The 11,591-nt window shown below is 71.4% G+C and carries 14 protein-coding genes; 6 read left to right on the top strand and 8 right to left on the bottom strand.

Annotation, left to right across the window (positions count from 1 at the left end; all coding sequences use genetic code 11):
• Positions 1–27 precede the first annotated feature (27 nt).
• On the top strand, positions 28–594 hold the full coding sequence (locus KV102_RS06040; RefSeq protein WP_220345595.1) for a DJ-1/PfpI/YhbO family deglycase/protease: 567 nt from the start codon (positions 28–30) through the stop codon (positions 592–594).
• Positions 595–673: 79 nt separating this feature from the next.
• A complete protein-coding gene (locus KV102_RS06035) occupies positions 674–1,771 on the top strand; it encodes a dipeptidase (protein WP_308290238.1) in 1,098 nt (365 codons plus the stop codon).
• On the opposite strand, the gene KV102_RS06030 is transcribed toward KV102_RS06035, so the two are convergent.
• The 3 genes from KV102_RS06030 to KV102_RS06020 form a co-directional block, all read right to left on the bottom strand.
• Positions 1,752–2,597 carry an NAD(P)H-binding protein gene (locus tag KV102_RS06030; RefSeq protein WP_220345594.1) on the bottom strand — a complete coding sequence of 282 codons (846 nt, stop codon included), beginning with the start codon at positions 2,595–2,597 and terminating at the stop codon, positions 1,752–1,754. The genes KV102_RS06035 and KV102_RS06030 overlap by 20 nt on opposite strands.
• A 61-nt stretch (positions 2,598–2,658) precedes the next feature.
• On the bottom strand, positions 2,659–3,381 hold the full coding sequence (locus tag KV102_RS06025; RefSeq protein ID WP_220345593.1) for an alpha/beta hydrolase: 723 nt from the start codon (positions 3,379–3,381) through the stop codon (positions 2,659–2,661).
• A 214-nt stretch (positions 3,382–3,595) separates the two neighbouring features.
• Complete coding sequence (locus KV102_RS06020) at positions 3,596–3,733, bottom strand: hypothetical protein (protein ID WP_220342628.1); 138 nt, start codon at positions 3,731–3,733, stop codon at positions 3,596–3,598.
• Between the two features lie 87 nt (positions 3,734–3,820).
• Here KV102_RS06020 and KV102_RS06015 point away from each other — a divergent pair, with 87 nt between their 5' ends.
• Entirely contained in the window at positions 3,821–4,786 is a 966-nt protein-coding gene (locus KV102_RS06015) for a GlxA family transcriptional regulator (protein WP_220345592.1), read from the top strand.
• 99 nt (positions 4,787–4,885) lie between these two features.
• Here the strand turns inward: KV102_RS06015 and KV102_RS06010 are convergent, their stop codons facing one another.
• Genes KV102_RS06010 through KV102_RS06000 form a run of 3 tightly spaced genes read right to left on the bottom strand, consistent with a single transcriptional unit; the run spans position 4,886 to position 7,660 of the window.
• A complete protein-coding gene (locus KV102_RS06010; protein WP_308290237.1) occupies positions 4,886–7,105 on the bottom strand; it encodes a heavy metal translocating P-type ATPase in 2,220 nt (739 codons plus the stop codon).
• A complete protein-coding gene (locus KV102_RS06005) occupies positions 7,102–7,320 on the bottom strand; it encodes a heavy-metal-associated domain-containing protein (protein ID WP_220342626.1) in 219 nt (72 codons plus the stop codon). The genes KV102_RS06010 and KV102_RS06005 overlap by 4 nt, the downstream gene beginning before the upstream one ends.
• A gap of 49 nt (positions 7,321–7,369) precedes the next feature.
• Positions 7,370–7,660 carry a metal-sensitive transcriptional regulator gene (locus tag KV102_RS06000; protein WP_220342625.1) on the bottom strand — a complete coding sequence of 97 codons (291 nt, stop codon included), beginning with the start codon at positions 7,658–7,660 and terminating at the stop codon, positions 7,370–7,372.
• A 60-nt stretch (positions 7,661–7,720) separates the two neighbouring features.
• Here KV102_RS06000 and KV102_RS05995 point away from each other — a divergent pair, with 60 nt between their 5' ends.
• Both KV102_RS05995 and serA read left to right on the top strand, forming a co-directional pair.
• Positions 7,721–8,158, top strand: coding sequence for a PaaI family thioesterase (locus KV102_RS05995; RefSeq protein ID WP_301022058.1), 438 nt, complete (start codon positions 7,721–7,723; stop codon positions 8,156–8,158).
• A 211-nt stretch (positions 8,159–8,369) separates the two neighbouring features.
• A complete protein-coding gene (gene serA, locus KV102_RS05990; RefSeq protein ID WP_255559874.1) occupies positions 8,370–9,614 on the top strand; it encodes a phosphoglycerate dehydrogenase in 1,245 nt (414 codons plus the stop codon).
• Between the two features lie 3 nt (positions 9,615–9,617).
• On the opposite strand, the gene KV102_RS05985 is transcribed toward serA, so the two are convergent.
• Positions 9,618–10,307, bottom strand: coding sequence for an alpha/beta fold hydrolase (locus KV102_RS05985; RefSeq protein WP_220345591.1), 690 nt, complete (start codon positions 10,305–10,307; stop codon positions 9,618–9,620).
• A gap of 49 nt (positions 10,308–10,356) precedes the next feature.
• Here KV102_RS05985 and KV102_RS05980 point away from each other — a divergent pair, with 49 nt between their 5' ends.
• Positions 10,357–11,055, top strand: coding sequence for a YafY family protein (locus KV102_RS05980; RefSeq protein ID WP_220345590.1), 699 nt, complete (start codon positions 10,357–10,359; stop codon positions 11,053–11,055).
• A gap of 3 nt (positions 11,056–11,058) precedes the next feature.
• Here the strand turns inward: KV102_RS05980 and KV102_RS05975 are convergent, their stop codons facing one another.
• Complete coding sequence (locus tag KV102_RS05975; protein WP_220342622.1) at positions 11,059–11,589, bottom strand: DUF1697 domain-containing protein; 531 nt, start codon at positions 11,587–11,589, stop codon at positions 11,059–11,061.
• Positions 11,590–11,591 lie beyond the last annotated feature (2 nt).

The following is an 11,591-nucleotide window of genomic DNA, read 5'->3' as shown; positions in this document are numbered from 1 at the left end:
CTTCCGCTAGTCGAGAGGAGACATCTGATGTCCAAGCCCGACCTCAGCGGACGCCGAGTCCTGGCCCTGGTCAGCAACTACGGCGTCGAGCAGGACGAGCTCGTGGTGCCCGTCGACCACCTGCGTGAGCACGGGGCCGAGGTCGATGTCGCCGCGGTGGAGGACGACCCGATCGAGACCCTGGTCGGCGACAAGGACCCCGGCAAGTCGGTCACTCCCACGACGACGATCTCGCAGGTGGACCCGTCGGCGTACCACCTGTTGCTGCTCCCGGGCGGCACCATCAACGCCGACCAGCTCCGCCTCGACGAGGACGCGGTCGGGGTCGTGACGGCGTTCGAGAGCAACGGCCGTCCGATCGCCGCGATCTGTCACGGTCCGTGGGCGCTGGTCGAGGCCGGCGTCGTCGACGGCCGACGGCTCACGTCGTACGCCTCGCTACAGACCGACATCCGCAACGCCGGAGGCCAGTGGGTCGACGACGCCGCGGTGGTCGACGACAGCCGGACGCCGACCTTGATCACCTCGCGGACGCCGAAGGACCTCGAGGACTTCCTCCGGGAGATCGACAGGGCGCTTTCGGGGTCCCGATAGCTCGCGTGCGGACCCGTCGCGTGACACGCTCCACGACGGGTCCGTGCGCGACCAGCTCCTGGCGTGCCAGGGTTGCCCGGTGAATCCAGCGGCGTCCTCCTCACCCCATCCCGCAGCCCGGCTCGCGGTGACCGGCGACCCGACGGTGCGCTCGGCGCTGGAGAAGGCGCTGGTCTTCGACGGCCACAACGACCTCGCGTGGGAGTCGCGGGTCGAGGCGGCGTACGCGACGGACGGCCTGGGAGAGGTCGCTCCGCACGGGCGCTTCCACACCGACGTCCCTCGCCTGCGCCGTGGCGGGGTCGGCGCACAGTTCTGGTCGGTGTTCGTGCCGACGTCGCTCGCGGGTGCCGACGCGGTCGAGGCGACCCTCGAGCAGATCGACTTCGTCCACCGGCTGGTGGCGGCCTACCCGGACGACCTCGCGCTCGCACGGACGGGCGACGACGTCCGGGCGGTGTGGGCCGACGGCAAGGTGGCCTCCCTGCTGGGCGCCGAGGGCGGTCACAGCATCGACGACTCGCTCGCCGTGCTGCGGGTGCTCTCGCGGCTCGGCGTCGCCTACATGACCCTCACGCACAACGACAACACGGCGTGGGCCGACTCCGCGACCGACGAGCCGGTCCACGGCGGTCTCACCGACCTCGGTCGCGACGTGGTTCGGGAGATGAACAGGCTCGGGATGCTCGTCGACCTGTCCCACGTGGCGACGACGACCATGCACGACGCCCTCGACGTCACGGCGGCGCCGGTGATCTTCAGCCACTCCAGCTGCCGCGCGGTGACCGACCACCCTCGCAACGTGCCGGACGACGTGCTGCTCCGCCTGCGTGACAACGGGGGCGTGCTGATGGTGGCCTTCGTGCCGAGTTTCCTCAGCGAGAGCTGGGCGCGCTGGCGTCACGGCGGCGAGGTCGGCCCCGAGCCTCGGGTCACCGTCCAAGACGTCGTGGACCACATCGAGCACGCTCGTGAGGTGATGGGCGTCGAGCACGTCGGGCTGGGCGGTGACTATGACGGCTTCGTGCGGTTCCCCGTCGGTCTGGAGGACGTCTCGACCTACCCGCGCGTCCTCGAGGCGCTCGCAACCCGGGGGTGGAGTGCCGACGACATGGCGGCGCTCGCGGGCGGCAACGCGCTCCGCGTGCTCGACGCGGTCACGTCCGGCGGCCGCTGAACACCTCCGCCACCGTGGTCGCGGGGCGCCCCAGCAGCGCGGGAACGTCGTCGCTCACGTGCTCCAGCTCGCCGTCGGCGACGGCGGTGTAGGTGCTGACCCACGCCTCGACCAGCCAGCGCGGTGCCTCGTACCGTGCCCGGCTGGCGAACGCCTCCTGCACCGTCTCGGCGACGTACCGGTGAGGTCTGCCGGTCGCCGTGGTGAGGAGCGCCGCGATCTCGTCGAGCGTCAGGGCCTCGGGCCCGGTGAGCTCGTACGTCCTGCCCGTGTGCGCTGTGGGGTCCTCGAGCACGTGTGCGACCACCGCCGCCACGTCGGCCTGGGAGACGGAGGCGACCCTGCCGCGACCGGCGGGCCCGCGGATCACGCCGTCGTCGCCGAACATCGTCTGGATCGCCTCGGTGTAGAGGTTGTCGCGCAGGAACGTCCACTCCACCGGAGCGGCGGCGATCAGCTCCTCGGTCGCGCCGTGGTCGCGGGCGAGGAGGAACCCTGCGTCCGGACCCGCCCCGACGAACGACAGGTAGACCAGCTGGCGTACGCCCGCAGCGACCGCCGCGTCGACCGCCGTACGGTGCTGGGCGACGCGGTCGGCCGACTCTGTCGCCGAGACCAGAAAGAGGGTGTCGAGTCCTTCGTACGCCGCCCGGCATGCGGGCGCGTCGTCGTACGAGGCGACCGCGACCTCCGACCGGGGCAGAGTCGGCGTGCGTGCCGGATCGCGGACGATCAGCCGCGTGGCATACCCGCCGTCGGCGAGGTGGCGTGCGGCCGCCCGGCCGACGCGGCCGGTCGCTCCCGTGATGCCGATGAGGGTGGTCATGCCCCCGATCGTGACACGGGAGTCTGGAGGTGCGTCGCCTCTCCGGTCTGAGAACGTGGCGTCACCTCAGGTGCCGGGCGAAGAACCTGGCCGCGTCGTCCGCCGCGAACGGCGGAACCCCGGTGTGCCCGCCCATGTTGGCTTGCAGCGTCTTCTCCTGGGAGCCGAAGGCATCGAAGAGGTCCAGTGCCCGCTGCCGGTCATTCCCTTCGTCGTCCCACTGCAGCAGGACGTGCAGCGGCACGGTGATCTGACGGGCCTCGTCGAACATGACGCGCGGCACGAAGGTTCCGGCGAACAGCCCTAGCGCCGCGATGCGTGGCTCGACCAGCGCCAGCCTGATCCCGAGGGCGGTCACCCCGCCCGAGTAACCGACCGGGCCGCTGATCCCTGGCAGCGCGAGGAGGTCGTCCAGGAGCGTCTGCCACTCGGGGACGGCGTTCTCGACCAGGGGAAGGACCAGCCTGTCGACGATCTCGTCGACGGGCTCGCCGGCCAGCACCGCTCGCCGCAGGTCGGCCCGGGCCTGCTCGGCGTCGGCCGACGGAGGTCGACCGCCGGCCCCTGGCAGCTCGATCGTGGCCGCGGCGAAGCCGTTCGCTGCGGAGTGTCTCGCTCGCCCCACCAGCCGCGGGTACATCGTTCGAAGCCCGCCAGGGTGGCCCATGAGGAGCACCGGCGCTGGCGAGGACGTGGGGGTCCACAGCATGCCGGGGATGCCGCCGAGGGTGAACTCTCGTTCGAGGACGCCGTCGTCGAGGCGTTCTTCGGAGGTGATGCGCATGGTCGTGCCTTTCGGGAGTGCTTGAACGGCGCTCCCGGACGACCTATCGCCCGGCTGTGACCTCGCCGAGGAGCACCCACGTCATTGCGTTCACGGGTAGCACCTCCTCGTTCTCTCGCACAGCGTGCGGAAAGGCTAGCAAGGACCCTTCTCCGGGTCGACCAATGTGGGGCTCCCGCCTCCGCTGATCGGTCTCGGTGCGCGTCGCCGCGCCTCAGTCCTTGGGCTGGCTGTGGGTCGCGATCGCCTGGAGCTCCGACCGCAGGCGCTGCGCGTCGCGGTTGCCGTTGCCGACGCGGAACGCCGGGAAGCGTGGGCTGGTCGTGATCAGATGCTTTCGTGAATGCCTCATGGCAACAACCATGCGCTCGTACAGATCGAGACAGAAGGTGTGTAAAAGTCGTTGACCGCACAGATCCTGCCACGTAGCGTCGACTCCATGATCCGTACGGTCGCTGCCTTGGTCGCCGACGACGTCACCGCCTTCGAGCTGGGGGTGGTGTGCGAGGTCTTCGGGATCGACCGGACCGAGGATGGCGTCCCGCCGTTCGACTTCCGGATCTGCGGCCCGGAGGCAGGAGTTCCCGTCCGCCTCTCGGTCGGCGGGTCGATCGTCCCCGACCACGGTCTCGACGGGCTGCTGGGGGCCGATCTCGTCGCCGTCGTCCCGTCGTGGCGACGGACCGGCGAGGCGCTCGTGCCGCTGGACGAGGCGATCCTGTCCGCCCTGCGCGCCGCTCACGCCTCCGGAGCCACGATGCTCAGTCTCTGCAGCGGCGCGTTCATCCTCGCGGAGGCGGGGCTGCTCGACGGGCGCCCGTGCACGACCCACTGGCGCCATGCCGCCCTGCTCCGCACGATGTTCCCGGTCGCGGAGGTCAACGAGGACGTCCTCTTCGTCGACGACGGTGACATCGTCACGAGCGCCGGTACGGCGGCCGGGATCGACGCCGCACTCCACCTCGTGCGCCGGGAGATCGGGAGCGAGGCCGCCAACGCGATCGCGCGGCGCATGGTGGTGGCGCCGCAGCGCGACGGTGGTCAGCGGCAGTTCATCGACCATCCCGTGCCCGAGTGCAGCGACGACATGTTCGCCGAGGTGCTCGACTGGATGGTCGAACACCTGGAGGAGCAGCAGCCGGTCTCGCGCCTGGCGGAGCTCGCCGGGATGTCGCCGCGGACGTTCGCTCGTCGCTTCACCGCAGAGACGGGGACGACGCCGATCCAGTGGCTGGCTCAGCAGCGGATCCTCCGGGCCCGCACTCTCCTGGAGTCGACCGACCTCGACATCGACCACGTCGCGCACCGCTGCGGCTTCTCGTCCGGCACGCTGCTGCGTCACCACTTCCGGCGACTGGTCGGCGTCACGCCGGGGGAGTACCGCAAGACCTTCGCCCTGGCGTGAACGAGCCCCCGTCCGCGTTTCGTCGACTTGCGGTCGCTTCCGTCCGGGAAAACCGACCGCAACTCGACAAAACGCGGACGGGGCGCGGCGCGGGGCGGGTCAGAGGTTGCGCAGCCGCAGCGAGTTCGTGACGACGAGCACCGAGCTCGCGGCCATCGCGGCGCCGGCGATCAGCGGGTTGAGGAAGCCGGCCGCCGCGAGCGGGATCGCCGCCACGTTGTAGCCGAACGCCCATCCGAGGTTCTGCTTGATGGTGCGCAGCGTACGGCGCGACAGCTCGATGGCCCGGGGAGCGAGGCGCAGGTCGCCGCGGACGAGGGTCAGGTCCGACGCCTCGATCGCCACGTCGGTGCCGGTGCCCATGGCGATCCCGAGATCGGCGACGGCGAGGGCCGGTGCGTCGTTGACCCCGTCACCGACCATCGCGACCGTACGCCCGCGGGCCTGCAGGTCGGCGACGGCCGCGGCCTTGTCCTCCGGCAGCACCTCGGCGACGACCTCGGTGATGCCGACCTCGCGCGCCACGTCCTCGGCGACCGAGCGTCGGTCGCCGGTGAGGAGGACTGGCTCGAGGCCGAGCGCGCGCAGCCGGCGTACGGCCTCGGCCGACGTCGGCTTGACCCGGTCCGCCACCGCGACGACCCCACGAACCTCGCCGTCGACCGCCACGTGGACCGGCGTGGTCGCAGGACCGGTGTCCGGCAGGCCGTCAGGAAGGCTCGATCCCTGCTCGAGGAGCCACGGGAGGCGTCCGACGAGAACCTTGCGGTCCTCGACCACGCCGCCGACCCCGAGCCCAGTCGTGGTGACGAACTCGTGCACCTCGGGCAGGTCCCCCGCCTCGCGGGCCGCCGTCGTCACCGCACGGGCCAGGGGGTGCTCCGACGCCGCCTCGACCGCACCGGCGAGCCGCAGGAGCTCGCCGGCGTCGGTGCCGGCGACGGTCTCCACGCCGACGACGTGCATCGCTCCCTCGGTCACCGTGCCGGTCTTGTCGAGCACGACGGTGTCGACCCGGCGGGTGGACTCGAGGATCTCCGGGCCCTTGACGAGGATGCCCATCTGCGCCCCGCGGCCGGTCCCGGCCAGGAGCGCCGTCGGCGTCGCGAGCCCGAGAGCGCAGGGGCAGGCGATGATGAGGACCGCGACCGCCGCGGTGAACGCCTCCGTGGGCGTCCCGCCCGCCAGCAACCACCCGGCGAGCGTGCCGAGGGCGATCACGATGACGACCGGCACGAAGACGGCGGAGATGCGGTCCGCGAGGCGCTGGACCGGCGCCTTGCCGCTCTGAGCGTTCTCCACCAGGCGTGCCATCTGGGCGAGCTGCGTGCGCTCGCCGACGGCCGTGGCGCGGACGACGAGCCGGCCGCCGGCGGCGACCGTTCCGCCCACGACACGGTCACCGGCTGTGACGTCCACCGGGACGCTCTCGCCGGTCAGCATCGCGGCGTCGATCGACGCGCTGCCCGAGACGACCTCACCGTCGGCGGCGACCTTCTCGCCCGGTCGCACCACGAAGGTGTCACCGACCCCGAGCTCGGAGACGGGGACCTCGACCTCTCGGTTGCCACGGAGCACAGTGACCCGCTTGGCGCCCAGCGAGAGGAGCGCGCGGAGGGCGGCGCCGGAGTCCCGCTTGGCGCGCTGCTCGAGATAGCGACCGAGCAGGATGAAGACGGTGACCGCGCTGGCCACCTCCAGGTAGATCTCGTCGGCCCCGGACCCCTGGGCGAACCAGGTGAGCTCCATCGTCATGCCGGTCACGCCGGCGTGACCCCAGAACAACGCATAGACGGACCAGGCGAACGCGGCGGTGACGCCGATCGAGATCAACGTGTCCATCGTCGCGGCGCCGTGGCGCGCGTTGATCAGCGCGGCACGGTGGAACGGCCAGGCACCCCACACCGCGACGGGGGCGGCGAGCGTGAGCGCGAGCCACTGCCAGTTGTCGAACTGCCACGCGGGAACCATCGACAGCACCAGGACCGGGGCCGCGAGGAGCGCCGAGACCACGAGCCGCTGCCGCAGGGACACCAGCTCGGGATCCTCGTCGGGCGTGGCGCCGGAGCCGGTCGCGTCCCCCGTCGCGGCCGGCTCCGGCAGATCACGGACGGGAGCGGCGGAGTAGCCCGTCTTCTCGACGGTGGCGACGAGGTCGGCCACGTCGACGAACGCCGGCGCGGACACGTACGCCCGCTCGGTCGCGAAGTTGACGGACGCCTCGACGCCCTCGAGCTTGTTGAGCTTCTTCTCGACACGGGCGGCGCACGAGGCGCAGGTCATCCCGCCGATGTCGAGCTCGTGGGTCTGGAGCGTCACGACCCCACGACCTGATAGCTCCCCGCCTCGTCGACCGCGGCCGCGACGGCGGCGTCGTCGAGCGGGACGTCGCTGGTCACGTGCACCGACGAGGTGCCGCCGGCGACGAGGTCGACGTCCACGGACCGGACGCCCTCCAGCGCCCCGATCTCCTCCTTGACGGCGCCTGCGCAGTGGCCGCAGGTCATCCCGGTGACGTGGTAGGTCGTGTTCATGATGGGCTCCTCGAGAGTCGGTCGAGCAGGGTACGGGGAAGGGCTGGGGTCACGACCGCACGAGGCGAGCGATCGCGGCGGAGGCCTCGGCGATCTTTTCCTCAGCCCTGTCGCCGGAGGCGATGGCGTCGTGGACGCAGTGCGAGAGGTGCTCGTCGAGCAAGGTCAGGGCGACGGACTCCAGCGCCTTGGTGGCGGCGGAGACCTGGGTGAGGACGTCGATGCAGTAGACGTCCTCCTCGACCATCCGCTGGAGCCCGCGGACCTGACCCTCGACGCGCCTGAGCCGCTTGAGGACTGCGGCCTTGTCGTCGCTGTAACCGGGTGCGTGGGTGTCCATGCCGCCGAGAATACCCCTAGGGGGTATGAGGGACAAGACCTCGGTGGGCACACTCGTCGTGTGACTGATGCAACGGCGTCCATGTCGGAGACCGGCCTCGGCGGAGCCCTCGGCTTCCGCTTCGTGGAGCTCTCCGGTGACCGCGCGACCATCGAGTGGACCGTGGGAGCGCAGCACCTCCAGCCGTTCGGGATCGTCCACGGCGGTGTGCACTGTGCGGCCCACGAGAGTGCCGCCAGCATGGGCGCGCAGGCGTGGCTCCGCGACAGGGGTCTGGTGGTCGGGGTCAACAACAACACCGACTTCCTCCGGCAGGCCCGCGAGGGTGAGACGCTCCGTACGGTCGCGACGCCGATCCACCGCGGGCGGACGACCCAGCTGTGGGAGATGAACACGACGAACGCCGAGGGGAAGCTCGTCGCCCGCGGACAGGTCCGTCTCGCCCACATCCCGGGGACGCCGCCCGAGGAGTTCCTCGCTCTGCTTGGCGCCGAGTAGGCCCGAAGCGCGGAATGCGTTCGGCCGTGCCGGGAGGACGACCTAGACTGGTCCGGTCGCGACTGGCGTTCAGGTGGGTCGACCACCAGGGAGCGACACACCAGCACAGACCGCGGGACCGTACGCCTGGGCCCTGGGTCGACCGCCACCTCCGGGTGGACCGACCTGACCAGGAGGACTCGTCCCCGTGACGACACAGACGCTCTACACCATGACCTCAGACCTTCCCGTGACCACGCCACGGCTCGAGGACCACGACATCCGTGTCCTCCTGCTGGAGAACATCCACGCCGACGGCGCCGAGTTCCTGCGCGCGCAGGGCTACCAGGTGGAGACGCGCACCGGAGCCCTCGGCGAGGACGAGCTGATCGAGGCAGTCCAGGGCGTTCACCTCCTCGGCATCCGCTCCACGACGTACGTCACCGAGCGCGTGCTCGCGCAGGCGCCCGACCTCCTCTCGGTCGGCGCCTTCTGCATCGGCACCAACCAGATCGACCTCAAGGCGGCGGCGGCCCGCGGGGTGGCCGTCTTCAACGCGCCGTACTCCAACACGCGCTCGGTCGTCGAGCTCGCCATCGGCGAGATCATCTCGCTCGCGCGCCGGCTCAACGAGAAGACCAATGACATGCACGCCGGCATCTGGAACAAGTCCGCGCAGGGCAGCCACGAGATCCGTGGCCGCAAGCTCGGCATCGTGGGCTACGGCAACATCGGCAGCCAGCTGTCCGTGCTCGCTGAGGCCCTCGGCATGCAGGTCTCCTACTACGACGTGGCCGACAAGCTCGCACTCGGCAACGCCAAGCGGTGCGCGACGCTCCACGAGCTGCTCGAGACCGTCGACGTCGTGACGCTGCACGTCGACGGCCGGCCGGGCAACGCCGGCCTCTTCGGCGCCGCGGAGTTCGCGCGGATGAAGCCGCGCTCGCTCTTCCTCAACCTCTCCCGCGGCATCCTCGTCGACACCGTCGCGCTGCGGGCGCACATCGAGTCGGGCCACATCGCCGGTGCCGCCGTCGACGTGTTCCCCGTGGAGCCCAAGAAGCAGGGCGAGCCGTTCGAGTCCGACCTTCGCGGGCTCCCCAACGTGATCCTCACGCCGCACGTCGGCGGCTCGACGATGGAGGCTCAGCAGGACATCGGCCGCTTCGTCTCGGGCAAGCTGCACTCCTACCTCGTCGACGGGTCCACCGACCTCTCCCCGAACCTGCCGCACCTCCAGCTGCCGTCGTACGGCGACCACCACCGTCTCGCGCACATCCACCACAACGTGCCGGGCGTGCTGTCGGCCATCAACGTGGTGCTCGGCGACCACGGCGTCAACATCGACGGTCAGATCCTGGGGACTCGCGGCGAGATCGGCTACGTGCTCACCGACATCGACAAGCAGCTCGAGCCCGAGACGCTCGCGGCGCTCGGCACGCTGCCCGAGACGATCCGGCTCCGCCAGCTCACCTGACGCTCAGCCGCGCTGGTCGAGCATCTCAGCGAGGGCGCCGGCGAGCCCGGTCGCGTCCTCGAGCATCGGCAGGTGGCCCGTGGCGAGGCTCCGCTCACGGCGGGTACCGAGCCGGGCAGCGAACCGTCCTTGGAGGCCAGGGGAGAGCTCGCGGTCCTGCGTCGTCGTCACGTACCCGGTCGGCACCCGTAGCGCGTCGGTCCCGGTCCGCCCGCGGTAGAGGTCGGGCGACTCGGGTGCGAACTCGGCGACGATCCGCGCGGCAGTGGGCTCGTCCAGGCCCGCGGCGACGCCGCGGCGGAGGGCGCCGTCCGGTGGCCGGGTGCCCGCGAGCAGCATCGCGAGGCTCAGCAGGTGGCGCTGCGGGAAGGGCATCGAGGAGACGAACGACCCGCCGGGTGGCGGGACGACGGCGCTGACTCCGATCACGGCGCTGACCCGTGGGTGAGCCCGACGGGCGAGCTCGGTGCCGACGACGCCGCCGGACGAGTGCGCGACCACGGCAAACCGGTCCCACGGCGCGGAGTCGAGGGCAGCGTCGACGTACGAGGAGAGGCTCGGCGTACGACCGTCGGGCCGGGAGGCGACCGCGGTCTCGTGGTCGGGGCCGAGCGCTTCGCGCGCCGCGTCCCAGATCCACGCCGGGAGCCCGGCGCCGCTGAGCAGGAGGACAGGTCCACCGGAGTTCGTCATCACCCGATCGTCTCGTCAGAACTCGTCACCCTTGTGTCACCCTTTTCTCATGAACCGCACCGATCGGCTCTACGCGATCCGGGAGGAGCTGCGCCGCGCCGGCGCGCGGGGCCGCACCGCCGAGCAGCTGGCCGCGACGTACGAGGTCAGCGTCCGGACGATCAAGCGGGACGTGTCGGCACTGCAGCAGGGCGGGTTCCCGATCTGGGCGCGCCTGGGTCGTCACGGGGGCTACGTCGTGGACCCGGACGCGACCCTTCCGCCGTTGAACTTCTCCGAGGCCGAGGTCTCCGGGCTTGCCGCGGCGATCTCCGCCCATCGGGGCGAGCCGTTCGACACCCAGGCGCGCGCCGCCCTCGCCAAGGTGCTCGACGGGATGGCGCCACCGACCCGCCTCCGTGCGACCGCTCTCTCCGAGCGGGTGTGGATCGACCGCGCGGACGACACCACCGGCGACGCGCGGTCCCGCCGGGCGGTGGAGGTGGCGCTCCAGGAGAGGCGCGTGCTCTCGCTGCGTTATCGGGACGGATCGGGGGTCGTCACTGATCGCCGCGTCGATCCGCAGATCCTCGCTTCCACGCGCGGCTCGTGGTACCTCGTGGCGCACTGCCGCACGCAGGACGCGCTCCGCTGGTTCCGGCTGGACCGGATCGAGCGTGCGAGGCTCACGGCAGCACGTGCCGTCGACCTCCCGGTCGAGAGCATCGGAGCCCCGCCGGCGACCGCGGCACCCGTCGCGGACCTGTGAGCGTCACTGCGCCATCGCGGCGAGCTTCTCGACCGTCCTGAGGTTGCGCGCCGTGCCGACGACGCCGGACAGCTTGAGCAGCCGCGGTGCCGTGATCGCACTGCGTGCCACCCCGTCGGCGTAGCGGAGGTGCAGCTCTCGCCCGATCGGTGCGACGCGGTCGGGGCCGAAGTCGTAGGACTCAAGGGCGCGCACCGCGTCGGCGCTGGGTTCGGAGGCGAGGAACCACACGTGGCAGAGCTTTGGCTCGTGGACATCGTGCGGGTAGGCGTCGCGCGCGGCTCGCAGCTCGGCGGCGGTACGAGGAATGGCGTCCGTCGTGACGCCCATCCGGTCGGCGATCCCCGCCTCGAGGGATGCGCCGAAGGCTGCTGGGTCGCCCGGCGGCGTGCAGACGAGGTTGCCGCTGTTCACGTACGTCGCCACGTCGAGGGCGCCGAGGTCGCTCGCGAGCGTACGCAGGTCTGCCATCGGCACCGTGTGGCCACCGACATTGACGGCCCGCAGGAGGTAGGCGACCTTCTGGGACGCCACGG

This window comes from Mumia sp. zg.B53 (assembly GCF_019550935.1).
In the GTDB taxonomy this organism is placed as follows: domain Bacteria; phylum Actinomycetota; class Actinomycetes; order Propionibacteriales; family Nocardioidaceae; genus Mumia.
The sequence above is the reverse complement of the archived record's forward strand: the minus strand, read 5'-3'. Positions and strand labels throughout refer to the sequence as shown.

Bases quoted from the DNA above. Each gene is read 5' to 3' on its own strand.
- KV102_RS06040 (WP_220345595.1), top strand. From the start codon at position 28: ATGTCCAAGCCCGACCTCAGCGGACGCCGAGTCCTGGCCCTGGTCAGC.
- KV102_RS06030 (WP_220345594.1), bottom strand. From the start codon at position 2,597: ATGACCACCCTCATCGGCATCACGGGAGCGACCGGCCGCGTCGGCCGG.
- KV102_RS06025 (WP_220345593.1), bottom strand. From the start codon at position 3,381: ATGCGCATCACCTCCGAAGAACGCCTCGACGACGGCGTCCTCGAACGA.
- KV102_RS06020 (WP_220342628.1), bottom strand. From the start codon at position 3,733: ATGAGGCATTCACGAAAGCATCTGATCACGACCAGCCCACGCTTCCCG.
- KV102_RS06015 (WP_220345592.1), top strand. From the start codon at position 3,821: ATGATCCGTACGGTCGCTGCCTTGGTCGCCGACGACGTCACCGCCTTC.
- KV102_RS06005 (WP_220342626.1), bottom strand. From the start codon at position 7,320: ATGAACACGACCTACCACGTCACCGGGATGACCTGCGGCCACTGCGCA.
- KV102_RS06000 (WP_220342625.1), bottom strand. From the start codon at position 7,660: ATGGACACCCACGCACCCGGTTACAGCGACGACAAGGCCGCAGTCCTC.
- serA (WP_255559874.1), top strand. From the start codon at position 8,370: ATGACCTCAGACCTTCCCGTGACCACGCCACGGCTCGAGGACCACGAC.
- KV102_RS05985 (WP_220345591.1), bottom strand. From the start codon at position 10,307: ATGACGAACTCCGGTGGACCTGTCCTCCTGCTCAGCGGCGCCGGGCTC.
- KV102_RS05980 (WP_220345590.1), top strand. From the start codon at position 10,357: ATGAACCGCACCGATCGGCTCTACGCGATCCGGGAGGAGCTGCGCCGC.